Below are 26,005 nucleotides of genomic sequence, written 5' to 3'. Positions count from 1 at the left end.
GTGTGTTAAACATGATTCATATTATTTTGTATCAACCTGAAATTCCCGGAAATACAGGAAATATCATTCGTTTATGTGCTAATACCGGCGCGCATCTACATTTGATCGAACCACTGGGTTTTACGCTCGAAGACAAACAGTTAAGGCGTGCGGGTCTTGATTATCATGAATGGGCAAGAATGCAGATATGGCCTGATTTGGAGTCTTGTCTAGTCAATGTGAGAGAGCAGGGCGTCTCAGCAATTTTTCCGCTGACGACCAAAGGATCGGCTTCTCCGTTTACAACCGATTTAAACCGTCCTGTAGCTTTTTTATTTGGGCCTGAGACCAAGGGCTTACCGCTTGAGGTGCGTGAAATGTTTCCAGCAGAGCATTGGCTCAGACTGCCGATGCAGCCTGATTCACGCAGTTTGAATCTGTCCAATTCTGCAGCCGTGATGGTGTATGAGGCATGGCGTCAGCAGGGGATTGATGTATAAGGCCCCAGATATGATCTGAGGCATTTCACCATTATTTAGTGGGATTTACTGGATTGTTCGCCTTTTTTCATATTGGCTTCGTTTTGAATAACGATTTCAGAAAAGCCTTTGCTAAATGGCGTGATTTTTTCTGAATAAGTGATACCTGCAGGTGTTTTTGAGAATTGGATATAGGCTTCAAGCTCTTGCTTGGTATAGGTGTTGGTGACCAGATCGGCTAATTGATCTTTGGTTGCATCCCAACCAATGGTTTTATTCAGCGCATTCTTTAAGGCGGCGAGTTGTTCTGGGGGCGTATTTTTTGGCAGTCTTTCTACGATAGCAGCAAGCGTTGCATTCGCCGCATCTTCAAACTTCGCCGCGACTAAATATTCGGCCACCAGTTTCTTATCTGGTTTATTGGTTTCGAAGGCAAATGTTGCATTGGAAATCAAGAGCGCTGTGAGTACGATATAAAGTCTTTTCATTAGGGATAGTCCAAGTCGTTTGGTTTAACTCAATTACGAATTGACTCTAACATATTTAGGATAAAAAAAAGGATGCCTCAATCAGGCATCCTTTTTTCAATTCATCTAAAACAAATCATTAACCCCAAGCTTTTTCCAAGATCGCTTTGAGATCTTTGAGGTTGGCTTCTTTCGGGTTGTAGATAATTGAACCGTCATCAATGGCTTTCTTAGCAATGTCTGCAAGCTGTGATTTCTCAACTTTACCAGTCTCTTGCAAGGTGCGTGGCAGCTTGGTGCGATCATAGAGTGTGTCGCGCATATTGCGGATCACCTGAATCGCTTTTAATGCACGCTCTTTTGCAGGAGTCGCTGCATAGACTTCTGCACCAGCAAGGTGTAGCAGCAAGTCCGCAATACGATCACCATTGGTGTCGATGTTGTATTCAAGCACGTATGGCAGGTACAGGCTCATCGCTAAACCATGTGGCAGGTGTGCTACGGCGCCAGTCGCATGTCCGATGGAGTGGACGAGACCGACCATCGAGTTTGAGAATGCAATACCTGCCATGGTCGATGCTTGGGCGAGTTCAAGACGTCCATTGGCATCTTTAGGATTGTCGAGAACGAAAATTAGATTTTCACTGATTTTCTTAATTGCGGCTGTGGCATAAGCATCACTGATCGGATTGTGCGCTAGGCAAGTGTAGGCTTCTACAGCGTGTGTCAATGCATCCATCGCGGTCATGGCAGTGATATGCGGTGGCAGTGTCTGAGTCATGCGCGGGTCAAGTACCGCGGCATTAGGCATCAGGTAATACGATGCGAAAGGCATTTTGATGCTTTTTTCAGTGTCCGAAATCACGGCAACTGCGGTGACTTCAGAGCCTGTACCCGCTGTGGTCGGCACAACGAAAAATGGTTTCAGTGGACGAGGCAGATTGTGCGCGCCTGAATATTTCAGCAGGTCATCACCGCCTTCAGAGACGAGAATGTTCACGCCTTTACTGGTGTCAATCACTGAACCGCCACCCACAGCAATGATCGCATCACAGTTGTTTTCACGGTAAAGCTGCGCTGCAGCACGAACGGTTTGCAGACTGCTGTCTGGCGGGACTTCATCAAAAATGGCTGAAATGACGCTTTCGGCATCGATGAAAGCGGCTTCAATTGGAACCAGCAGATTATTAACGCGAACGCCTTTATCGGTAATAATCATTGGGCGTTTGGCACCCAAAGCGGCAAGTTCAAACGGAATATGTTCTAGTGCCATATGTCCTGCGACTACTTTGACAGGACAGAAAAATTCGTAATATGACTTTGACATGATTAACTCCGTTTAATGGTTTTGTTAGAGAGGGTCTGACTCAAGAATTGTGCTGCTTTAGGAAGTAGCTCAGCATAGGAGCCTGCAACATTCAGGTAAATTTGAGCCGCTTTATTGAATTTTTCACCGATTCCAAGTTCAGTCGGGTAGCGCTTAACTGCAAGATCGGCCACCAATTTAGGCAGGATCAATGCTTCTAATTGGTTGAGGCAGCGTACAAAACGCGTTGCATAGCCGGTGTCACCATCGACAACCATACGGTCATTGGCATAGGCTTGAGCCGTGCTTTCCTGAAAGGAGAGTACGAGGAATGCATGACTTAAGTGTTTAAATTTGACAGAAAGATCGGGTTTTTGATCACCTAAATCAACACGCTTTAGGGTCTTATCTTCTTGAACTTGGATCGTGAAGTTAGCGCCTTTAGGTAGGACGATCATTTGGATCGTGGTCCCTGCTTTAAAGCCTTCTAGTTCACCATGCAGTTCACCATCAATTTGACTCGCAGATACGAGTGCACGGGCAATCACATCCATCATTAAGCCAACATAGGCTTTTTGAGCTGAGGGGACAATACGTTGGGTCGTAGAGGATATTGGTGATGATTTCACAGACATTGACTCTCTCTAGCACTGGGCTAAGTTATGGGGCGAGCTACCATAGTTTTAGTTTCACTATCGTAACGCTGCTCATTTCTATAATGATTAATTATTGTTGCTACTGACTGTGTTGGCTCACAGTACGGATAGCGTCCTTGCAGTAGATGTTATCACCACAAGATCATAAATCGATAGCGGGCTAAAAGATATCAGATACTGCATAGATCTGCATTATATGTCTGTGACTCATTGTTCTTAATCGTCCAAAGTTTCATTGTGAACGTCGCATTTGGTCGCAAAAACAGCAATAGGGTCTGAATTTTATTTTTCTGTAGCGGGTAGGTCATGTTGGGCCCGCAGAATCTGTTCGAGTTCTTGTGCGACCTGAACAAAACTGGGCAACGGCCTTGAGGGATTTTGAGCTTGGAGTTGATCTATTAAACGGGTCATTGCAAGCCCGGCATATCCGCAGGGATTAATCTGACGAAACCCAGCAAGATCACAATCAATGTTAAGGGAAAGTCCATGGTAGCTGCGTCCATGTCTTATTTTAAAGCCCAAAGACCCAATCTTAGCTTCATCGACATACACACCCGGTGCGTCTTTCTTGGCGTAAGCATCGATATCGTAATGATTGAGAAGTTCAATCAAGGCATTTTCGGTGTTGGTCACCAACTGACGGACATTCCACTTTAAATGATTTAGATCATAAAGTAGATAACCAACCAGTTGTCCCTTGCCATGCCAAGTGACTTGACCACCGCGGTCAGATTGGATGATGGGCAGATTAAGCGGATTAAATAAGATATGTTCGGGTTTACCCGCTTGACCTTGCGTCAGCACATCCTGATGCTGTAGTAACCACACTTCATCAGGCGTATCCGCATCGCGGTGTTCGGTCAGTTCACGCATATCCCTATAGGTCTCTGCATAATCAACGAGACCTTCATAGTGGCGGATATTTAATGCGGGTATCGACATTGTATTCACTGACACGATTAAAAGATAAAAAAGTGAAGCCTGATTTACAAGAACTTGCTCACCATGCTGCGGACATCGGTTCGGGCATCAATCACGGTCATAAAGGTATAGGCACCGATGAATTTACGGCTAATAAACATAAATTCTTTAGGCGGGATACTGAAATAGCGTGAGGTCATCGAATTCCCAGCCAGTTTCATGACGCGTGAATGCAGTAAGCTTTGCTTCCAGATATATTTACCTTCTGCATCAAAGACATCGGCAGGTGCATCAGGATTAACTTGTGGAGAGGTGAAGGGCTCGGTCGCCATCAGGAAAACATCGGCCATACCGGGTTTGACTTCTGTAGGCATTTGATCAAAAAAGATATAGCCTTGCATGGCCGCGATCATTTGAGCTTTATTGTGGTTGTAACCTGCAATAATCAGGCTACGTGCAACCTTGAGCAGATTACTGTCAAAACCACGGATCGCACCGAAATCCAGAAGAATGGTTTTGTCTGGGATGTCTTTGCCATTGCCCAATCGCACGAGGTAATTACCGAAGTTCGGATCGGTCTGCATTTCACCCCACTCGAACATCTCACGCACCGCAATCTCAATCGATGCGGCACCGAGCTTATCGCGGCGTGATTGGGGCAGGGAGAGCATGACGGCACTGTTGATTGGGACACCCCGTTCAAAGGTCATGCACAGCACACCATCGGTGCAGTATTCGTGAATAATCTGCGGCACGATATAACGCGGATCATCTTTGAGGCGTTCATAGAAGCGCTCAGTGGTCGCCGCTTCCATCTGGTAGTTAACTTCGCGATGCATCATTTCACTGACTTCGCTAAACCATTCTTCAAACTCACGCGTTTGAGGAACCATGCGCGTCAGTTTGAGCATATTGCGGAATAAACCTAAATCTGAATCGATTGCGGCAGCTACCCCTGGATATTGCACTTTGAGGACGATTTCTAACCCATCTGACTTGCGCACAGCGCGATGGACTTGTGCCAGTGAGGCCGTGCCTAGGGGTTCTTGATCGACATTCAACTCATCCAGCTTGCTGCCGAGTTCGAGTTTGAGCTGTTGCTCGATGGCGGACCATGAGAGGGCCATGGTGTCATTGTTCAGGGTATGGAGTGCTTCGGTCACTTCTGGGGGCAGGAAGTGTTCGCCGTAGAGTGCCATCATCTGTCCAATCTTCACGATTGAACCTTTCAGCTTGCCCATTTCCTGCACGAGATATTGAGCTTGTTCGCTCATAACTTTCTTACGCTTACGCTCTTTATCTGCATCACTTGAAAACATCGTGCCAGCGTTGACCGAGGCCCAACGTGAGCCAGCACGAAGCGATGCTTTCGCCAAAGACATGCGTCTTTCAAAGGCACTGGTTTTCAGCTTGTCGAGTGTATGATGCTGTTTATGTTTATCACGAGTATTGGGGTTTGAGGCATCAGACATAAGCGTGGTTTATCCTGAATAAGAGCTCTAAGTAAATGAGGCTGCTCTTAAATTTAACAAGGTTATATTTTTACTGATGGCACATCGGTGATTAGATAAACATCATGCCCGAATCGATCTAAGCCATCATAAGGGGAACGCATAGCTTATTCAATTGCTTCTCGGTGCAGATCGGATGAATAGAGGGTCAACTTGCACAAAATGCTCATAAATGAGCATTTTGTAGATCAACAACCCAGACTGTCGATGGTGGCGCGTGGGCTTGATTAATCGTTGCCTTGTTCACGTGCGATGGCGCGGTAGCCGATATCACGGCGATACTGCATCCCATCAAATGAAATTTGCGCAACACCTTCCAGCGCCAGTTTTTGTGCTTCAGCAACGGTATGACCTAAGGCGGTTACACAAAGAACGCGACCACCACTCGTGACGGTTTTTCCGTCTTTTTGTGTCGTTCCAGCATGGAAGACTTTAGCCGTTGTATTGACAGACTCTAGTCCATGGATCACATCGCCTGTCTGAATCTCTGCTGGATAACCACCAGCTGCAAGCACGATACCAATCGCTGGGCGGCTGTCCCAGTCTGCATGGCTTGGGAGTTCACCGGCAAGACCTGCTTCAACAAGTTCAACGAGTGACGACTGCAAGCGCATCATGATAGGTTGTGTTTCAGGATCGCCAAAGCGGCAATTAAACTCAATGACACGCGCAGTGCCTGTTGAGTCAATCATGAGACCAGCATAGAGAAAACCCGTGTATGGATGACCATCAGCAGCCATACCATCTACAGTCGGACGCATAATGTGTTGCATCACTTGCTGGAAAATCTCGGAGGTGACAACCGGTGCAGGGGAGTAGGCGCCCATGCCACCCGTGTTGGCTCCGAGATCCTGTTCGAAGATGCGTTTATGATCTTGGCTGGTTGCCATCGGTAGAATGTTATAGCCATCGACCATACAGATGAAACTGGCTTCTTCACCATCCAGGAATTGTTCAATGACCACGCGTGAGCCTGCATCACCAAACTTATTGCCTGCCAGCATGTCATCAATGGCTTCATAAGCTTCTTCTACAGTCATTGCCACTATCACGCCTTTACCCGCAGCAAGTCCATCCGCTTTGATCACGATCGGTGCACCGTTTTGATCAATATAAGCTTTGGCAGCGGCTACGTCGGTAAACACATCATAAAAAGCAGTCGGAATTTCATGACGTTTTAAAAAGTGTTTTGCAAAGGCTTTGGAGCCTTCCAGTTGTGCTGCGAACTGGGTCGGGCCCCAGATTTTAAGAGCAGCGGCGCGACAGGCATCAACAACACCATTCACGAGCGGGGCTTCCGGACCCACGATGATCAGATCAATCGCATTGGCTTTGGCAAACGCAATGATTGCATCATTGTCTAGGATATTCAGGGCAACATTTTCACATTTGGCTTCAAGCGCGCTGCCGGCGTTGCCGGGAGCAACAAAGATCTGGCTGACCGCTTCGTCTTGGGCACATTTCCATGCGAGCGCATGTTCACGACCGCCTGAACCGAGAATGAGAATGTTCATAGTGTTCCCTTAAAAGCTAATGAAATCGTTAAATCAAATGAAGTAGACATGCCGCCATTCGGATGAAGAATAATTCCCCAACCTTATATACGTGAAATGTCGCGGCATATTTTAGCATTAATATGTTTTGAAGGTGGTTTTATTGAAGATGCTTAAAAACAAAAACTCCCCCAAAAGGCAGGGGGAGTTTTCTAATGCCTACTCATCATTAATTAATGACGGAAGTGGCGCATATCGGTAAAGACCATCGCAATGTTGTGTTCATCCGCCGCAGCGATGACTTCATTATCGCGCATAGAACCACCTGGCTGGATAATGCAAGAAATACCCACTTTGGCTGCGTTATCAATCCCGTCACGGAATGGGAAGAACGCATCAGAGGCCATGACTGCATTGTGGACATTAAGACCTGCATGTTCAGCTTTAATCGCAGCAATACGTGCAGAGTTCACACGGCTCATTTGACCTGCGCCGATACCAATGGTTTGGCGATCTTTAGCATAAACGATGGCGTTAGACTTCACGTACTTTGCAACTTTCCATGCAAAGATCAGGTCATGAATTTCGGCTTCGGTAGGCGCGCGTTTACTGACGATTTTCAAGTCAGAATCTTTGATCATCCCCAGGTCTTGGTCTTGGACCAGTAACCCGCCAGTGACCCGTTTGAAGTCCAATTGGCTGGTACGTGCACTGAGGTCTGGGAGTTGACCACAGGTCAGAACACGGACATTTTGTTTCGCTGCAGTGATCTCTAACACACCGTCTTCTAAGCTAGGCGCAATGATTACTTCAACAAATTGACGCGCGACGATGGCTTGTGCCGTTGCGACATCCAGCGGGCGGTTGAAGGCGATGATGCCGCCAAATGCAGATTCAGGATCGGTCGCGTAGGCGAGGTTATACGCTTCTAAAATGCCATCTAATGAAACTGCAACACCACATGGATTTGCATGCTTAACGATGACACAGGCAGGTTTTGCAAAAGATTTTACGCATTCTAAAGCGGCATCGGTATCAGCGATGTTGTTATAAGACAGCTCTTTGCCTTGCAATTGCTTTGAAGTTGCCACTGAAGCTTCACGTGCGCTTGGATCAATATAGAACGCCGCAGATTGATGTGGATTTTCGCCGTAGCGTAAGTCTTGCGCCTTAACCAATTGCAGATTAAACGTACGTGCAAAGGCATCGGGTTTTTGATCTTCAGTTTTACCAACACGTGCACCAAGGTACTGCGCGATCATGCCATCATACTGCGCAGTGTGTTCAAAGGCTTTTACCGCTAAGTCAAAGCGTGTTGCCTGAGACAAGGTCTGATTGGCTTTGAGCTCATCGATAACACGGCTATAGTCACTGCTGTTTACAATGATCCCCACAGACGCGTGATTTTTTGCTGCTGCGCGAACCATGGTTGGACCACCGATATCGATATTTTCAATCGCATCTTCAAGTGAGCAATTTGGCTTGGCAACCGTTTGTGCAAAAGGGTAGAGATTAACGATAACGAGGTCAATTGGGGCGATGTCATGCGCTTGCATAACCGCTTCATCAATGCCACGACGAGCCAGAATACCACCGTGAATTTTGGGGTGTAGTGTTTTAACCCGGCCATCCATCATTTCTGGGAAACCAGTATGTTCGGAGACTTCAACGACAGGAATATTATTTTCCTTAAGCAGCTTATATGTGCCGCCAGTGGATAGGAGTTCAATATTGAGTGCGGATAGTTCACGGGCAAATTCAACGATGCCAGTTTTGTCAGAAACAGAAATCAGGGCGCGAGAGACAGTCATGATAGGTGTATGGCTTGATAATAAAAAATGAAAAAGAATGTTTATTTAATGCAATTGCAATAAAGGCGGTGCACAGTCAGCGTATAGCGAAAATTAAAATTAAACGATCGAACACTTGACACATCGCGGTTTGATCCAGTGCAAACGCAGACAACATAAACAATAAGGGCTGGAAAACCAGCCCTTACCGTACTTATAGATATTTTAACGCTTACTCGCTCATTAAGCCATGTGCTTTAAGTTTTTTGCGAAGCGTGCCGCGGTTCAATCCGAGGATTTCTGACGCGCGGGTTTGGTTGCCACGAGTTTGTTCAAGTACAACAGATAAAAGTGGTTTTTCAATTTCAGCGAGAACCAAGTCGTACACTTGTACAGGTTCTGCGCCATCAAGTTGTTTAAAGTAATGACGAACAGCGCGCTCAACATGAAGGCGTAGTGCGACATCGGTAGGGTTGTTAAAATCAGGTGACTTGATATTCATGGGTAAAAATCCGAAGCGAAATCATATTCATACTGCAAGATGGGGGAAGTCATCGCAGTGAGTGCATAGGCACCGCAGAACACTAAAAAATTGAAAAGAACCACGCACTGCGCGGTCGGATATCATAACATCCCCTGCTGACTAATGCAGCAGGCTTGATGCTTTTTTATGCAAAAATATTGCTGAATAATTCGTATATCTACAACAATATTTCAGATGCGCAGAATTCCAGTGTATATACAGACGTCTAGCGGATCGGATCGAGCGCAAACACGGCAATGTTTTCCCGAGGAATTTTCAGTACGAATTGCACGGTAGTCGGTGTATGGGCTGGAAGTTTTGCTAAGGCAGTATAACCATTTGGTAAGTATTCTGAAGGTTTCAAAATACGACCTGATTGTATTTTTCCATCTTTTAAGACGAGTAGTTGTAGAGCAGGGTAAGGCTGACTTTCATCAGCATTATTCGTCATCTGAGCAGTGAAACGAGTCGCCTCTTTAGGAGAGTCTGGGAAGTGACGAGCCAGAACTTGGCTCATTTTAATTTTACTGACATCCACGAGAGGAACATCGCATCCAATGCTTGCACAAACCTGATGCATGGTCGGGTAGTATTTTGGGTCTGCGGCTAAACGATCAAAGTTGAAATAAATATACTGTGCGGCCAGTAATGCTAACAACAACAATGACAGGATTGCACTGCCGAAAAAAGCCGGAAAATTGACTTTAAAACGGAACTTTGGCTGATTTAAGCGTTCCATCACGCGATTGCCCGGTTTAGTCGTCAACGCCTGCTTCTTCTTTTGCTTGGAAGAGAGGATGTTGATCTCTGGAGCTGCGTATTCGCGGCGATTGACAGTCGGAGAAGAAGGCACGCTATTTTTATTTAAATAACTGACCAGATCATCATCATGAATGACGGAGTTTGGTCCACTTGCCAAGGCGACACTGCCTAAGTGTAAAACTGAATCTTTAGCGATATGCATGTGATCGGAGTCATGCTCGATCGCTGAATCGTGAATGATCAACGACTCTGGGGTCAGCGCTTCACGCAGTGCATGACTGGTATCAACCTCTGGAGCCGAGTTGGTTGCACTTAGCCACAGATCATTAAACTCTTGCTCAAAAGTATGTGACATGTTCGGTGCGATCGCTTCCGTTATAGGTGCGATCTCCGTCACTGGTACGGTTGTAGCAATTTCAGATGCAGCAACAGCAGGCGTCTTGATTGAGGGCGTGATGGTTTCAGGGGCATGATCAGTGATGAGCGACTCATGACTCACGCGCTCAGTGTGAACCACCTCTTCAGGTACTTCGGGAGCTGCAAAAGAGAGAGGCTCAGAAGTATTTTCTACGATAGATGATTTTTCTTCAAAAGACTCGGCCGGTGCGAACTCTACGGTTTGAGCATCTTCTGACAAGAATTCTGCAGTGATAGATAATGGTTCACTATCCATTTCAACGGTTTCAAACGAAGGCGTTGTTTCTATATGTTCTGCAGCAACTGTTTCTGCAGTGACTGGTTCAGCGATGGGTGTCACTAGAGCAGAGGGTGTTTCTTCTAATGCAATTTTAGCTTCTTGCGCGTGTTCAATTGGGGATTCTGCTGTGATTTGCTGTGTCGCGAGATTTTCTTGTTCTGCGACGAAAGCTGCTACAGGAGTGGATGCAACTGTTGGTTGTTCTACTTTTGAGGCTTGATCGATAATCAGATGATCATCGGCTTTGAAGACTTGAAAGCATTTACCGCAACGGGTATATCCATTGCGGATCGAAAGCTGTGCGTCGCTCACAGCAAACATGCTGGAGCAATAAGGGCATCTGGTTTTTTGAGTAGTGTTCACGAGCCGGTCTTCCTAATTTTGATTTTATCCCATAAAAGCAAACTAGAATTCGTGCTCAATCCATGATCAAATTAACTGTCGAAAACCATCACCCCTATGATGATTATTTGTTAATTCTATGACCCGATAATCGGCACCAATTCTCTTCTCTAAACTCTTGCTCATTTAAATCGAACCAAGGCGCATAGGCTTCGCGGATCCCCTCAACTTGCTCCTCAATCAATCCCGCAAGGGCGATTTTTCCATTGGGCAAGCTGTATTCCGCAAAAACTGGCGCGAGTTCCATGAGCGGTTTAGCTAGAATATTAGCGACGATAACATCACTTTGCAGGTTTGGAAACTGTTTGTTCAGTTCTTCTGGAAGACCGACCCAAATGTGAGACTCAGTACCGTTAATCGCAGCATTTTGGCGGGTTGCAAGCAGAGCTTGTGGGTCAATGTCAGTCGCATAAACCTGTTTTGCGCCGAGCAAAAGTGCAGCTACGCCCAAGATGCCCGATCCACAACCATAGTCGATCACGACTTTATCTTTCAGGTCAGTTTTACCTAACCACTGAAGACAAAGGAAGGTACTGGCATGGTTCCCCGTCCCAAATGCTAGACCCGGATCAAGGATCAAGTTCACAGCATTAGGATCCGGTGGGGTGAGCCATTCAGGCACGATCCAGAAGTTCTCACCACATTGGATCGGTTCATAATGATCCATCCATGATCGCTCCCATACTTGTTCTTCCAGATATTCATAGAAGGCACGCACGGTCGGTGCTTGAGCTTGCACAAATGCAATGATTTGTTCTGGGTCTGTTGGTTCAGAATGCGTGTGCTCTAGGTCGATATGCAGAGAGTCGACGACCTCATTAAATAAGCCGGTCACAATCACTTGATCCCAAATTGGTGTTTCACCGGGCAGTGGCTCAAGTAACGGTTGGTCTGCTGCATCATCTAAAATGACGCTGACCGCGCCCAGTGATTCCAGCAAAGTCTCAACCAATTGGACTTCATCTTTGGTAACTTCAAAACGTATTTGTAACCAGCGCATATTGTTTTCCTCATGGCCTGTTTGCCATGTCATTAAATTTGAATGATCAGTAAAATCATCACTAAATTAGTGTGTAGCGCCTTCAGGTAGGCTGGTCACACGAAAGACGAGACATTTTAAATAGTCAGATTCGGTCATGCTGAGTAAGCGTGGATGGTCCGCTGCAGGGTGAGCTTCATGTACCAACTGTACATGTTTGTTCTGACGACGTGCGACTTGCTGCACGATACGGATCAATTCATCACGCAGTAAGTGGAGTGAACATGACGCTGAAACAAGCAGCCCACCTTCACTCACACGCTGAATTGCACCCTCATTCAGCAAGAAGTACGCTTGACGACCTTGTTCGAAGTCGCGGCGTTTTTGAATGAGTGCGGGTGGATCGAGAACCACGAGATCAAAGGTATCCGTGACGGGTTTCTTGAGATATTCAAATGCATCGGATTCAATAAACTTGACTTGAGATAACTGGTTCAACACAGCATTGGCAAGTACGGCTTCACCGGCTTTCTCCGAGCTATCAACACAGGTCACTTGCGACGCACCATGAGCCGCCGCTTGAATACCCCAACCACCGATATAGCTAAACACATCAAGCACAGTACGACCAGCGGCACAGCCATTTAACCACTGGCGTCCATCGCGATGGTCATAGAACCAACCTGTTTTCTGACCATCTAAAGGGGCTTTAAAGGTCACACCATTCTCAATCACATCTAACGCTTCGATCTTGGCATCGCTAGGAACCGTCTCGACGTATTCATCAAGCTGTTCCATCTGACGACCTTTGCCATCGTTTTTAAATACGATGATGCTGTCAGCGCCGAAGACGTTTTGTAATGCTGTAATGAGTGAGGCCTTGGCTTGCTCAATCGCTTGCGTACCGATTTGGATCACGAAAGTCTGCGCAAAACGATCAACGACCAGACCCGGTAGCAGGTCACCTTCACCAAATACAAGACGATAGAAATCTTGTTTGAAGGTGATTTGTCTTAAACCCAGCGCTGTTTTTAACCGGGCTTCAAAGAATGCAACATCTAACTCATCACGCTCAGCAGTATCCAGGATTCGTGCGCAAATCAGTGCTTGACTGTTAAAGCTAGCAGTTGCCAAAAAGTGACCACGATAATCTTCCAAGTGAACTAACGTAGATTTAATGGTCTTCAACGGGGTGGCATCCGTATCGATTTCATTGGAATAAACCCAAAGATGACCGTCGCGCAGGCGTTGTTGATCGCGTTTCTTGATGCGGAGGCGTGGCGTGGTCATTGTGTATATCCTAAATGTACTAGTTGCCTAGCATGTTCTAAAAGTGCCGTAGAGTGCAGTGCTATTTAAGTGCTCACTGTGCGGCTTAAAATTCAATGTTGAAATTGGGGTGCAAAACAGCTTCTTTAATCGGGTTGTTCTGATTATAAAAGTGATGCGTTATATGAGATCAGGCAGTGCCAAAGGTTCTGCCTTAATCCTTCTCTTAAAAACGAGCGCTGATTAAATATCGCCGTCCATTTGCTTCTGGCGCATCCGATAGCGTGCTTTTTGTGCCTCGCTGGTTTGGTCAAAGCAGTGTGGGCAACTGACGCCGCGCTCAAATTTAACCGATTGCAGCTCATGGCGTTTTAGCGGCCAGCCACAGCCAAAGCACATCGCGCTTTCGCCTTCTTCGACACCATGACCCACACCAACACGTCCATCAAATACAAAGCATTCGCCTTTCCAGAGGCTTTCTTCTTCTGGAATGGTATTGAGGTAATTCAGAATACCGCCTTTAAGGTGATAAACCTCTTCGAAGCCTTGCTGTAAGAGCAGGCTCGTTGATTTTTCACAGCGAATTCCGCCCGTACAGAACATCGCAATCTTCTTGTGCTTTGCATCGGCAAGTTGCTCATCCACAAAAGCAGGGAACTCTCGAAAGGTCTCGGTATTGGGATCAATGGCATTTTTAAACGTGCCCGCTGCATATTCATAGCGGTTACGGGTATCGATTACCAGCACGTCTTCTTGCTGGATAAAGTCATGCCATGCTTCAGGTTCCAGATAGTGTCCGACTTGTGCAAGGGGCTCAACATCCACACCTAGCGTGACGATTTCTTCTTTAAACTTGACCTTCATGCGTTTAAAGGGTTTTTCACGACTGAAGGATTCTTTATATTCCATGCGATCAAAGCCTTCATTGATCAGCACTTGGTGTAACTCATCTATCGCAGCACGACTGCCAGCAACCGTGCCATTGATCCCTTCACTGGCGACGATCAGCGTCCCACGCAATTGCAAGTGCGTGCTGAGTTCATCTAAGCGATTACGCAAATCAGCAGGGAAGGAGACAGGGTGAAACTGGTATAATGCAGCGATCACCCAATCTTTTTCGGATGCGCTGGTTTCACCATGCTCAATCTTGTCGTCAATCGTAGCGTCTGATGGGCTGTGTAAATGTACAGATTCGTTCATGGGGCAAAAGGCTCTTCGTGAAACGCTTGGATTTTCGCCAAGCGCACATATACTTGAATTCGTGGTGCGCTATTCTAATCCTTTATGCGGCGTTTGATAATGGTTGAAATGCACGCATTGATGAATAGATGGTGTTTAATCTTGATCTGGATCATATTTGGCACTTTTAAAGCGTGATTGTGGGTGGTTTTGTTGTCTTGAGTAGTTTTGATGATCAATTTAAGGTGGGTGTTTTGAGCGGTTTGAACGATTCGATTAAAGGTGTACAACTTCACGACTCTCTGACGCCATGTGCAGGGAAGTGCTCCACTGTGTTTGGTGATCATGTTTGCCGGGGGTGTCGTCGTTTTAGCTACGAGGTAATCGAGTGGAATCGCTACACGGGAGAGCAAAAGCTCCTCATCTGGCAGCGTTTGGATGAGCAATTGGATCGTATTGTATTACCGCTGATTCCCGATGCTAATTTGATACAGGTTGATGAGTTCCTTGCATCCAGACAAGTCCGCCTGCTGCCCAGCGGTTCAGCAGGGCGTCATGTCTATGAAGCGTTGCGCGCATGTCAGCGAAATCGTGAACTGTTGCCGCAGTCCGGTTTAAATATTGCCACCGAGCAATTCGATGCAATTTGGCAGCAGGTCGATAGTCGTTTGTATACTTTGGCGGTCGCCAATTTTGAATTTGCGTGGTTACGCGCGGCCAATTTCGGTGTTTAAAACGCAGTAGTTTTGTTTTTAAGCTGAGTTGAGATTAAATTTTTCATTCAGAGATCATGTTGGAATGATCGGTTGGTGTACGTAACTGTATCAAATATATACAAATCATCGCGTAATCGACCCAAAAGCAACGGTATTGGCGACAAAGTATACGGTCGAACGATTTAATATTAAAAACTGCTTGACCGAGTAGGTTCATATCCCTAAAATGCCGCCTACCGAAACGAAACATTCCCTGATAGCTCAGTCGGTAGAGCAATGGACTGTTAATCCATGTGTCCCTGGTTCGAGCCCAGGTCAGGGAGCCATATAAATGCTCTAAAATAATCAAGCCCTTACATATTCTGTAAGGGCTTTTTTATTGGGTAAGTCATAAGTATTTGTGTATGTCGTTTTTCCTCAATACCTTCTTGAGTTTTGCGAGAGTTATTGAACTCGTCGCAATAAGCTGGAAAGTCACTGCGTCGCCAAGTCGTTTTAATGCGGTGGGAGAAAAAATGAACATTCAGCTAAATGCTTGTCAAATATAGGTTCATTACCTTGTATAATGCACCCAAACGTACCGATCCCTGATAGCTCAGTCGGTAGAGCAATGGACTGTTAATCCATGTGTCCCTGGTTCGAGCCCAGGTCAGGGAGCCATATTTTGCTTCGCCGTAAAACAGAACCCCTTTAGCTTTAAGCTTCAGGGGTTTTTGTTGTCTGTAGTTCGCGGTTAAACGATATTAAGGAATAACTGTGAAATATTCGTACCATGTGATTGATGAATTAATGATTGAATTCGCAACTGCCGTTGTTGTACCTATGCTTAGTGCGGTGCCTTCTGTGTTTAGCTGACCACTTGAATGAAAACTCATAATCGGGTTACTCATTTGGGTACTGTTAGGCTCATAATTTCCGTAACGATACCCATATACATCTCCACCTAAATATGACGTAATCGAAGAGTAGTAGCCTCGCTGAGCAACGGCTAATGTTTGTGGACCCTGAATATAGGAATACGTCAAGGACGATGCGTCCAGAGCTACAGTCCGCTTAAGTCCATGATATTCACCCGTGATCAAGGCAGAACCAGATTGCTTTAATACTTGATAGTGACCTGACGTATCGATGGATATCACGCTTGGATCAGATATTGTCAGATTATCTAATGTGACCACGCTACTAGTACCATTGGTTAAGGTTGCTTTTGCTACGAGTAAGCCACTCGTTACACCACCAAAACTACCATTCGGATTTAATGATGTACCTCCATTTACATCATTCAAATTAACATCAAGTTCTGTTAAAGAAGCAGGGTTCACTGTGACTACTTTAGAACTATTCACAGTGTGGTAGGTCACCGATATAGTAAAAGGGCCCACTGCTACTGATTTAAATTGCCCTGAACCCGTGTACACCGCAATGGCGGAGTTTGAAGAGCTCCAAGTAGCCGTTTGGACGTTAATGTTAGAGAGTGTTGTGCCATCAGACATCTTTGCTTGTAAGGTATAGGCTCGGGTTAGACCTAAATAGGTTTGATCAGGACCTAGGATTTGCAATGAAACTGGTATTGCAGCAAGGATATCAATCTTAACACTGGCTTGTATGCCATTTAGTGCCACGCTAATGGTCTCGGTTGAAACTTTAAGACCGGTCACTAAACCAGTAGAGCTGACAATGGCACCACTTGTATTCGACGAAGTCCATTGTGCATTGTTTAAGGTTTGTGTGGTGCCGTCAGAATAATGTCCGGTCGCGGTGAGTTGCAAGGTTAGGCCCGCAGGAATGTTTGTAGCAGGTGATAGGGTGATCGACTTTAAAACGGCTGCGGTCACGGTTAGAGGAGCCGATCCAGTGATTCCATTGATCGAAGCGGAGATCGTCGAAGTCCCTGGTATTTTTGTCGTTACTAGACCTGACGTATTGACTGTTGCAATGGCAGTATTAGATGAGCTCCAAGTCAGATTGGACAGATTTAGAGTGGTCCCGTCGCTATAGATGCCACTAACAGTAAATTGCTGGGTTAAGCCAGCAGCCACAGAAGTGCTTGGTGGCTGTAGCTTTAAGGATTGTAATACGGCTGCGGACACAGTGATGGTCACTGAGCTGGTCATGCCATTGAGACTGGCATAAATAGTGACTGTGCCTGTGCCTTTTGCAAAAAACTGACCTGTAGGATCTACCGTGGCTACTGTCGAGTCTGAAGACGACCAGATGATGTTATTGAGATTTTGCGTCGATTCATCCGTGAACAAACCCGTAGCGGATAGCTTTTCTTTTAATCCTTTGGGTATGGTTATCAGTGGAGCTGTGATGCTCACCACTTTTAATGCTGCTGCCGAAATTGTTAGGGGGGCAGAGGCACTAATGTTGCCTTGAGTCGCAGTCACTGTCAGCGTACCTGCTGATTTGGCAGTGAGTAGGCCATTGGCATCAATCGTTGCCAAATTACTTGCAGAGGTGCTCCAATTGACATTAGTAATAGCACTAGAGCTTCCATCGCTATACAGTCCTACAGCTGTAAAAGTCTGCGTTAAACCTTGTGCGATATTCGTGGATACGGGCGTAACGATGATATTTTTTAAAACAGCAGGTGGAGTGACTATGGGGGGAGTCGGTGGAGGTGGTTCACTGGACGAGGAATCACCGCATGCACTGAGAAATAAGGTTAGAAATAATAATCCCATAAAAAAGAATAAATGGCGGGAAAACGATTTTGGATGAATTCTAGATAATGTGATCATCGCCTCTTTCCTAATTTGTGCTATTTAATTATTTTAATGTGTAGCTTCCATTCGATTAAAACTTAGTCAGAAGCACATTCATACCAATTGGACATTTTTTGATACATTTGTTTTTGTTTTATTGCAAAATAAATGATCTACTCCAACTTCAATTCATCATTCACGTAAAGGATTACCAAATGACCGATAAACAAGCTTCTGGACCTTTTGAAGTCAAACTGAGCCCTGAGCCGATCAGCAGTATTGCTGACGGCACAGGCCTAGGGCGGATGTCACTGGACAAGACGTTTCATGGAGATTTGAAAGCTACCAGTCAGGGCGAAATGCTGGCCTTCCGCACGAGTGTTCAAGGATCAGCTGGCTATGTCGCGATGGAGACGGTGACTGGCTCGATACAGGGTCATGACGGAAGTTTTGTTTTACAACATAGCTCGACGATGACGCGCGGTGTACCCGAGCAATCCATTACAGTGGTCCCAGACTCAGGAACGGGGAGTCTGATCGGACTTGCGGGTCGGATGACTATAACCATTACCGACGGTCAGCATTTTTATCAGTTTGATTATACTTTGCCAGATAACATTTAAATTGAATTGGTTTCATCCATTGGAATCGACGGATTGAATCGATCCCATCCTCAGCATTGACTTATCTGCCAAATCATTTTTTAACCATGGTAAATGTAAGCCCTTAATCTCACGCCTATACTTCGGACTTCTACGGAGCCGCGCGCCATTAGGCGATCCGCATAAAACAAACAAAAACCATCAGGGTCGCAATCGACCCAGAGTAAGGAAGCATACCATGACCGCCAGCGTACCCATTGTGACCCCACAGGCAGAGGCAAAGAGTCCTGAATCAACTCAGCCCGAGGACTATGGCTTCTTTGGCCCAGACTCAATCACTTGGCGGGTGTGGAGTTATCCGACCTCCCTGACTATAGGCTTCCAGCGTGCTGTGGTTATTGAAGAGCTTGATCCTTTTCTGCTGGCTGCGGTGCATACGACTCAAAAGATCTTAACGCGAGCGCGGAACCGCTATGACAATACGCTGCGCTATTTTGCCATTGTCGCTTTTGGCGATAGTCGTACTGCGGTGAAGGCGGCGGATGTGCTGGTGCGTATTCATGCGCGCGTTGTGGGTGTTGATCCAGTCTCTGGGCTACATTACGACCCCAATAATCCTGCCTCTCAACTGTGGATTCACATGACCGCATGGCATTCGATCCTGTATGCCTATGAGGTGTATGGTCCGGGCAAGCTGTCTGAAGAGGATGAGAATCGCTATTGGGCGGAGTGTGCTATCGGTGCTGAATTACAAACCTGTGACCCGGCGACTGTACCTCGGACACGTGAAGGCGTGCGTCAGTATTTCGAGCAGATGCGTCCTCGTCTAGCTGCTTCAGAAGCGACGCAGCAGGTCATGGGGCACTTAATGAATGCAGAGATTATGTTTCCGCCGCTGCCGCGCTTCCTGTTTCTCGGCGCTTGGTTTGTCGCCAAGATGATACAGCTGGCGACTTTGGCGACCATGCCAAGATGGCAGCGTAATCTTGCCAATCTGCGACTTTCCTCCTTCGGCTCACTCGTTGTGCGTGGGGTTGGGCGATTGGTGTTCCGTAGTATCGCGCTGCTGACCAGCAAGAAGTTTCAGCTCATGCTGCTCGGCTGGATATCCCCAGCGACGGCACCGATTGTGCGGCATGTGCTGCTGAATACGCCTGTACAGAACCCAGTAGTGCTGGTCCCTGCAAATGCTTTTAAACGCTACGAGACCCCCATGCCTGCCGAGCAATATCAGGGTCTTAAAATGAGTACAGAAAAAGCCAATACGATTGTCTACCCACAGTCTGAGGCGATCCCACTTTCCCAAGTTAAGCTTAAGCAGGCTTAGGATCATCGTGCCGCGTCATGTCGCCAGCGACTCGTGTTTTGCCTGACACCATGAGTCGCTTTGTGCTGCGCTATGCTTCCCATCTCGCGCTGACACGATCATCAATCCTCTTTGCATGAGGCGACTTCCCATCAATTTTAGCGGTATATAAAAGTTTCTTAAAGTAAACAATATATATATTTTTGGAAACTTTTATGCTATAATGATCAGTTTGCAAAAGCATTTGTAGAAACTAAGCGACCGAAACATAAGGCGGATCATTGGCAGGTGGACTGTTAGGGGGGCAAACATGGCGAGAGCCAGAAATATAAAACCATCGTTCTTTATGAATGATGAGTTGGTTGAGCTGTGCTTTGCGGCGCGGTTGCTGTTTATTGGGTTATGGACATTGGCGGATTGCGAGGGTTATCTTGAAGATCGCCCTAAGCGGATCAAGATGTCGCTGTTTCCTGCCGATCAGTTGGATGTCGATGCCTTGCTTGGCGATTTAGCGACTGCGGGTTTTATCCAGCGCTATACGGTGGCGGGGGTGAGATATATCCATGTCGTGAACTTTAGCAAACATCAAAACCCACATCACAAGGAAGCCTTGTCGGTGATTCCTAAACCCGTCTCTCAAGATGAGGATGTTGGTCTTAGTGTAGTAGATGATGCTCGTACTGGTGCTATTATGCCGATGAGCAAAGACAAGGATAGTGCTATGGATATGGGTCACATGGATCTGAAAGGCCGTTTGGATATGACAGAGGATAACCTCAGTCATGCCCCAGTCTTGTCTCGGGCTAATCTCGGACATGCCTCAGTTTTGCCCCAGACTGACCCTGCTGATTCTCTGATTCCTGATTCCCTTAACCTGATTCCTGATCCCTATAACCTGATTCTTGATTCTCTAATCCCTGATTCTCATGATGCTTCGCCTGATAGTGCGCTACACGCATGTTCTCATCGCAAGCGAGCAGCGCCATATCACTCAAAACTAAGTGTTTTGAGGCGCATCTCTCCGACATTACTCAGCTTAGGGCTTGCATCCGTTTTGCTGACGTCAGCACATGCCGAACCTCTCAAGTTCGTGGCTTGGAGCGATCCCACACCCTCAGCACTCCAACCTTTCGATGGTAATCCTGACGCCGTAGCCGATATGGCAGGGCAGTCGTTATTCTTTTATCCGCAAGCACGCAAGACCGTCACCTTGCCCTATACCCGAGGGCCAAAAAGCTACGCAAACGTTCAGTATTACACAGGTGCAATCGTTGTTTCAGCGAGCACCGATCAAGTGGCAAAGGCGCTTTCAGACTTTAGCGGCTATCAAAAGCTCTTCCCCAAGATGACTGAATCAACGGTTCAAGCGCAAGAAGGGGATGTCAATGATCCCAATGGCAGTGTCAAAAGCCTCGTCAAATATCACTTGCTGATCAAAATTCCTTTTCCATTCCTAACCTTTGACGAAGATGTGCTGATTCAGCATGAGCGTAAGAACAACAGTATTTCGACGTTAATCTTGAAGTCTCCCATTCAGTATGGAACGGGTAGGTTTGAATGGTTTCCCTTGAAAAATGGCAAGACCTTAGTGACCTTGACTCAATGGGGCGACCTTGATCATCCCGTGGGTTTTTTGGTCAGCACCGTGCTGAGCGCCATGCCTGAAATCAAACAAGCCATACCCAGTGGCATTGAGGGCTTCGTATTGGAGTCTTTACGCCAGCGCTTTAATCCAGATACTCAGCAGGCTCCATTACCGCTCAGTAACATCGTGCCAACGATGACATTGACCAGTAGCCAAGAAGCGACGCTCTATAAGCTAATCCAGCAGGGCGGTACCGTGCAGTTTAGCCATCGCCCAGTCTGGCTTGCTACAGCTGCTCGTCCAGAAAAGCTCTACTTTGTCAGTTCGTTCTACCATATGCCTGCATCGCTGGATCAGATGAAAGAGGCGTTTGCCACACCAAAGAATTTTCCAGAGATCTATCGTCAAGTGCGCAAAGTCACCAGTACCCCACAGCCAGACGGTAGTACGCAGAACGATGTCAAAATCGCATTGGGACTGGGCATCTTGTCGATCCCGATGCATTTAAATCTGATCTATAAAGCGGAATCAGAACTGGCGACGCGGCTTTATAGTACAGGTGGCGATATTGAGTTTGTCCAAGGTCGGATCACACTTAAGCCGACGAGCAATAAAACGACACTGGTGAATATCACGGCTGGCGGCAAATTGGGAGAGCATCCACCATTTTTATTGAAATTGGGTAAGAGTCTGCCGTATTACGACTATCTCTCGACCGCTGGTACCGCACCTGTGATCTTTGAGAAAGCACGAGTTTGGGTGAGTAAGAAATAAAAGGTATTTATCGCTAGGCGTGCGGTGAAGACTAAAATAAAAAAAGGGCATGGAAACGAATCCATGCCCTTTCTTACTATTCAAGCGGTGACCCGCTTCAATATGCTTTCCAGATTATTTCTTTTCAGCGGCAATCGATGCAATCGCAGCATCAATTTTATCGGCACCAATGCTATCCGCAGCATCTTTGATACGACGCAGTGCTTCGACCAAGGTCGCATCCGCAGTGGCGTAGGAAATGCGCATGTAGCCACCCAGACCAAATGCATCACCCGGTACAACCGCTACACCCGTCTTCTCAAGCAACCACTCAGAGAATTCGGTGCAAGATTTCAAGCCAAGTGCACGGATCAGTGGGCGTACGCTGGCGTAGGCGTAGAACGCGCCATCAGCAGGCAAGCAAGTGATGCCGTGGATTTCATTCAAGCCAGCAACCACCAAGTCATGACGACGTTTGAAGGCTTCAATCATTGGCTTGAGCACGTCTTGTGGACCGTTCAGCGCAGCTTCAGCAGCAGCTTGGCTGATTGAGGCTGGGTTACTGGTCGATTGTGATTGCACATTCTTCATCGCATTGATGATTTTTGCAGGACCCGCTGCATAGCCAATACGCCAGCCAGTCATTGCATAGGCTTTAGACACACCGTTTAATACAAAAGTACGGTCGTAAAGGTCAGGTGCAACGTTCAAAATGTTGTGGAAAGGCTCTGTAGTCCAGATGATTGGCTCGTACATGTCATCAGAAGCAACATAGACTTGCGGATGACGACGTAGCACTTCAGCCAGTTCGGTCAACTCTTGTTTGGTGTAGACCATACCCGTTGGGTTTGATGGGCTGTTCAGGACCAGTAGGCGAGTCTTCGGTGTGATCGCAGCTTCTAGTTGTGTAGCAGTGATTTTGAAGCGTTGTTCTTCACCACACTTAACGATGACCGGTACACCTTCAGCGATGATGGTCATGTCTGGGTAAGATACCCAAAATGGTGCAGGAATGATCACTTCGTCACCTGCATTCAAGAATGCAAGTGCAAGGTTAAAGAAACTCTGTTTACCACCTGATGACACCAAAATTTGGTTTGGCGCGTAATCAAGGTTATTGTCACGTTTGAATTTGGCGATAATCGCTTTTTTAAGACCCGGTGTACCATCTACAGCGGTGTATTTGGTGAAGCCATTGTTAATCGCAGCAATCGCAGCATCTTTAATATGTTGTGGCGTATCAAAGTCAGGTTCACCTGCACCCAGACCAATAATATCGCGACCAGCGGCTTTTAATTCAGCGGCTTTATTGGTGACTGCGAGCGTTGGTGAAGGTTTGATGGCGTTGACACGGTCTGATAGACGGACCTCTAGACTTGGCACGGCATTGCTGGACACGGCTTTGATTCCTTATACGGACGAGATAAAACAAACAGAATGAAAATGGTAATCGGCAAACCTGATAATTTTAGCTGATTTTTACCTAAATGTTGCTATTTTATGGTGCGAATTTATGAATGTTTTTGAACTTTTGTTGATGAGTGCCCTGTTAGAAGCCTCTTGAGTTTAGGTCGAGTCGGCACAACATAGAGTGATTGGACCCTGATGCTATATAGTTCAATGATGGCATCATACACACTAAAGTCATTACTGACCGGTCACTCCATATTTTTACCATCGTATTCAACATGATCCTAATGCGGTTTTAATATTAATTTTAAGTTAAAGGGCATGGCGAACGATTTGAGTCCATGTTTAAATCGTCTACTGATGAATAGGAAATTTCTATGCGCGAACCCATAAAAGCCCGCTCCACCGATGACTTAAAAAGCGTCGCGCAAACGATTCAAGCTGAAGCGAAAAAAACAGGCACGAACTTGTCCGGTACTCAGGCGGTTGGGCAGCCTTTTGAACTGGTGACGGATTTTAAGCCTGCGGGCGATCAGCCACAGGCGATCGAAAAACTGGTGCGCGGGGTCAATCAAGGTATGCGCAACCAATTGCTCTTGGGTGTGACCGGATCGGGTAAAACCTACACGATGGCAAATGTGATCGCACAGACCCAGCGTCCAACCATCATCATGGCGCATAACAAGACGCTGGCCGCGCAGCTGTATGGCGAGTTTAAGGCATTCTTCCCGCACAATGCGGTGGAGTATTTCGTTAGCTACTACGATTATTATCAGCCTGAAGCTTATGTGCCTTCCTCCGATACCTTTATCGAGAAAGACTCGGCCATCAATGATCATATCGACCAAATGCGTTTGAGTGCCACACGTTCACTGCTTGAGCGTCGCGATGCCATCATCGTGGCGTCTGTCTCGGCAATTTACGGTTTGGGTGATCCTGAAGCTTACTTGAAGATGCTACTGCACATTGTGCGTGGTGATCGTGTGGATCGTGCTGCGATCATTCGTCGTTTAGTCGAGATGCAATATACCCGCAATGAGATTGATTTTGAGCGCGGGACGTATCGCGTGCGGGGGGAGATACTGGATATCTATCCTGCTGAGTCGGATCAGTTCGCGGTACGGGTGGAATTGTTTGATGATGAAGTCGATAAGATCGTCTGGTTTGATCCACTGACGGGCAAAACCAATCGTAAAGTGGATCGCATCACGATCTATCCGAAGAGCCACTATGTGACCCCGCGTGAAAAGCTAGAGAATGCACGTCATACGATTAAGACTGAACTGGACGAGCGTCTGGAGTTCTTCCGCGCCAATGACAAACTCCTTGAAGCACAGCGGATCGAGCAGCGTACACGCTATGACTTGGAAATGATTCAACAGTTGGGCTATACCAACGGGATTGAAAACTATTCCCGTCATTTGTCGGGGCGTCCCGCTGGCGAAGCGCCTCCAACGTTATTTGATTACATACCCGAAGATGCCTTGTTCTTTATCGATGAGTCGCATGTGTCGGTGCCACAGATTGGTGCGATGTACAAAGGTGACCGCTCACGTAAAGAGACACTGGTGAATTATGGTTTTCGTCTGCCCAGTGCCCTAGACAATCGCCCGCTCAAGTTTGAAGAGTGGGAGCGTATTACGCCCGCAACGATTTATGTCTCGGCAACACCCGCATTATATGAACTGGAAAAAAGTGAACAGATTGTTGAGCAGTTGGTGCGCCCAACAGGCCTGATCGATCCTGAGATTGAGATTCGTCCCGTCTTAACCCAAGTGGATGATGTGCTGTCTGAAATTACCCTGCGCAAAGAGAAGAATGAACGGGTACTGATTACCACACTCACCAAACGCATGGCAGAGGACCTAACCACCTACTTAAAAGAATACGGGGTGAAAGTCGCATATCTGCACTCCGACATTGATACCGTGGAGCGAACCAAGATCATCCATGATCTGCGTATGGGGATCCATGATGTCTTGGTCGGCATTAACTTGCTGCGTGAAGGCTTAGACATGCCTGAAGTGTCCTTGGTTGCCATCTTGGATGCGGATAAAGAAGGCTTCTTGCGTTCTGATCGAGCCTTGATTCAGACCATTGGACGGGCAGCGCGTCACTTGAATGGTAAGGCCATCTTGTATGCGGACCGGATTACGCCGTCGATGCAGCGTGCAATTGATGAGACCGATCGTCGTCGTGCAAAGCAAGTCGCGTTTAACTTAGAGCATGGCATTACGCCGCGTAGCGCTATACGTCAGACCTTACGCGATATCAATGTCGGTGAAGCAGTCTATGATCCGGATGATATGAGCGTGCTACAGCCGACACCAAGTGATATTGATGAGCACTTGCTGCGTGATCCGAAGCTGCTCGCCAAGCATATTCAGCAGCTTGAAAAAGCGATGAATGAGAAAGCCAAACAGCTTCAATTTGAACAAGCGGCAAGATTGCGCGACGAAGTGAAGAAACTCAAGTCGCAGTTGTTGTTATCATGAAAATGACAGGCTCATCA

20 protein-coding genes and 2 tRNA genes are annotated in these 26,005 nt (G+C 46.7%); 8 read left to right on the top strand and 14 right to left on the bottom strand.

The annotated features are described in order from the left end of the window. The first annotated feature begins 11 nt into the window (after positions 1–11). Complete coding sequence (locus ACLHG7_RS01120; protein WP_410209242.1) at positions 12–479, top strand: tRNA (cytidine(34)-2'-O)-methyltransferase; 468 nt, start codon at positions 12–14, stop codon at positions 477–479. A 35-nt stretch (positions 480–514) separates the two neighbouring features. On the opposite strand, the gene ACLHG7_RS01115 is transcribed toward ACLHG7_RS01120, so the two are convergent. The 12 genes from ACLHG7_RS01115 to ACLHG7_RS01060 form a co-directional block, all read right to left on the bottom strand. Further along, on the bottom strand, positions 515–946 hold the full coding sequence (locus ACLHG7_RS01115) for a hypothetical protein (RefSeq protein ID WP_410209241.1): 432 nt from the start codon (positions 944–946) through the stop codon (positions 515–517). Between the two features lie 118 nt (positions 947–1,064). Continuing rightward, on the bottom strand, positions 1,065–2,252 hold the full coding sequence (locus ACLHG7_RS01110) for an iron-containing alcohol dehydrogenase (protein WP_410209240.1): 1,188 nt from the start codon (positions 2,250–2,252) through the stop codon (positions 1,065–1,067). A gap of 2 nt (positions 2,253–2,254) precedes the next feature. Further along, positions 2,255–2,866 (bottom strand): hypothetical protein, encoded by a 612-nt coding sequence (locus ACLHG7_RS01105; RefSeq protein ID WP_410209239.1) that lies wholly within the window; start codon positions 2,864–2,866, stop codon positions 2,255–2,257. A 303-nt stretch (positions 2,867–3,169) separates the two neighbouring features. After that, positions 3,170–3,829, bottom strand: a complete 660-nt coding sequence (gene lipB / locus ACLHG7_RS01100; protein ID WP_410209238.1) for a lipoyl(octanoyl) transferase LipB — start codon at positions 3,827–3,829, stop codon at positions 3,170–3,172. Between the two features lie 44 nt (positions 3,830–3,873). Continuing rightward, a complete protein-coding gene (locus ACLHG7_RS01095) occupies positions 3,874–5,280 on the bottom strand; it encodes an ABC1 kinase family protein (protein ID WP_410209237.1) in 1,407 nt (468 codons plus the stop codon). A gap of 266 nt (positions 5,281–5,546) precedes the next feature. After that, positions 5,547–6,833 (bottom strand): phosphoribosylamine--glycine ligase, encoded by a 1,287-nt coding sequence (gene purD, locus ACLHG7_RS01090; RefSeq protein WP_410209236.1) that lies wholly within the window; start codon positions 6,831–6,833, stop codon positions 5,547–5,549. Between the two features lie 212 nt (positions 6,834–7,045). After that, positions 7,046–8,623 carry a bifunctional phosphoribosylaminoimidazolecarboxamide formyltransferase/IMP cyclohydrolase gene (purH, locus tag ACLHG7_RS01085; RefSeq protein WP_410209235.1) on the bottom strand — a complete coding sequence of 526 codons (1,578 nt, stop codon included), beginning with the start codon at positions 8,621–8,623 and terminating at the stop codon, positions 7,046–7,048. 211 nt (positions 8,624–8,834) lie between these two features. Next, positions 8,835–9,104 (bottom strand): DNA-binding transcriptional regulator Fis, encoded by a 270-nt coding sequence (gene fis, locus ACLHG7_RS01080; RefSeq protein WP_114899101.1) that lies wholly within the window; start codon positions 9,102–9,104, stop codon positions 8,835–8,837. Between the two features lie 247 nt (positions 9,105–9,351). Next, entirely contained in the window at positions 9,352–10,947 is a 1,596-nt protein-coding gene (locus ACLHG7_RS01075; protein ID WP_410209234.1) for a DUF3426 domain-containing protein, read from the bottom strand. Positions 10,948–11,050: 103 nt separating this feature from the next. Beyond that, positions 11,051–11,986: a 50S ribosomal protein L11 methyltransferase gene (gene prmA, locus ACLHG7_RS01070; protein WP_410209233.1), complete on the bottom strand. Its 936-nt coding sequence runs from the start codon at positions 11,984–11,986 to the stop codon at positions 11,051–11,053. Positions 11,987–12,052: 66 nt separating this feature from the next. After that, positions 12,053–13,255, bottom strand: coding sequence for a class I SAM-dependent rRNA methyltransferase (locus ACLHG7_RS01065; protein WP_410209232.1), 1,203 nt, complete (start codon positions 13,253–13,255; stop codon positions 12,053–12,055). A gap of 222 nt (positions 13,256–13,477) precedes the next feature. Next, entirely contained in the window at positions 13,478–14,434 is a 957-nt protein-coding gene (locus ACLHG7_RS01060; protein WP_410209231.1) for a rhodanese-related sulfurtransferase, read from the bottom strand. 242 nt (positions 14,435–14,676) lie between these two features. On the opposite strand from ACLHG7_RS01060, the gene ACLHG7_RS01055 reads away from it, so the two are divergent. The 3 genes from ACLHG7_RS01055 to ACLHG7_RS01045 all read left to right on the top strand — a co-directional run bounded on the left by ACLHG7_RS01055 (position 14,677) and on the right by ACLHG7_RS01045 (position 15,789). Continuing rightward, a complete protein-coding gene (locus tag ACLHG7_RS01055; protein ID WP_410209352.1) occupies positions 14,677–15,147 on the top strand; it encodes a DUF1289 domain-containing protein in 471 nt (156 codons plus the stop codon). A gap of 232 nt (positions 15,148–15,379) precedes the next feature. Continuing rightward, positions 15,380–15,455: transfer RNA gene (locus ACLHG7_RS01050), tRNA-Asn, on the top strand. A gap of 258 nt (positions 15,456–15,713) precedes the next feature. Then, a tRNA-Asn gene (locus ACLHG7_RS01045) sits at positions 15,714–15,789 on the top strand. Between the two features lie 83 nt (positions 15,790–15,872). Here ACLHG7_RS01045 and ACLHG7_RS01040 read toward each other — a convergent pair. Further along, entirely contained in the window at positions 15,873–17,873 is a 2,001-nt protein-coding gene (locus ACLHG7_RS01040; protein WP_410209230.1) for an Ig-like domain-containing protein, read from the bottom strand. A 179-nt stretch (positions 17,874–18,052) separates the two neighbouring features. Here ACLHG7_RS01040 and ACLHG7_RS01035 point away from each other — a divergent pair, with 179 nt between their 5' ends. The 3 genes from ACLHG7_RS01035 to ACLHG7_RS01025 all read left to right on the top strand — a co-directional run bounded on the left by ACLHG7_RS01035 (position 18,053) and on the right by ACLHG7_RS01025 (position 22,104). Then, positions 18,053–18,460 carry a DUF3224 domain-containing protein gene (locus tag ACLHG7_RS01035; protein WP_410209229.1) on the top strand — a complete coding sequence of 136 codons (408 nt, stop codon included), beginning with the start codon at positions 18,053–18,055 and terminating at the stop codon, positions 18,458–18,460. Between the two features lie 217 nt (positions 18,461–18,677). Then, positions 18,678–19,766 (top strand): oxygenase MpaB family protein, encoded by a 1,089-nt coding sequence (locus ACLHG7_RS01030; RefSeq protein ID WP_410209228.1) that lies wholly within the window; start codon positions 18,678–18,680, stop codon positions 19,764–19,766. A gap of 289 nt (positions 19,767–20,055) precedes the next feature. Then, positions 20,056–22,104 (top strand): hypothetical protein, encoded by a 2,049-nt coding sequence (locus tag ACLHG7_RS01025; protein WP_410209227.1) that lies wholly within the window; start codon positions 20,056–20,058, stop codon positions 22,102–22,104. 114 nt (positions 22,105–22,218) lie between these two features. On the opposite strand, the gene ACLHG7_RS01020 is transcribed toward ACLHG7_RS01025, so the two are convergent. Further along, a complete protein-coding gene (locus ACLHG7_RS01020; RefSeq protein ID WP_410209351.1) occupies positions 22,219–23,466 on the bottom strand; it encodes a pyridoxal phosphate-dependent aminotransferase in 1,248 nt (415 codons plus the stop codon). A 404-nt stretch (positions 23,467–23,870) separates the two neighbouring features. On the opposite strand from ACLHG7_RS01020, the gene uvrB reads away from it, so the two are divergent. Further along, positions 23,871–25,988: an excinuclease ABC subunit UvrB gene (gene uvrB / locus ACLHG7_RS01015; RefSeq protein ID WP_410209226.1), complete on the top strand. Its 2,118-nt coding sequence runs from the start codon at positions 23,871–23,873 to the stop codon at positions 25,986–25,988. The last annotated feature ends 17 nt before the right edge of the window (positions 25,989–26,005 follow it).

The sequence above is a fragment of the Aquirhabdus sp. genome (genome assembly GCF_046462495.1).
Classification (GTDB): Bacteria; Pseudomonadota; Gammaproteobacteria; order Pseudomonadales; family Moraxellaceae; genus Aquirhabdus.
The sequence above is the reverse complement of the archived record's forward strand: the minus strand, read 5'-3'. Positions and strand labels throughout refer to the sequence as shown.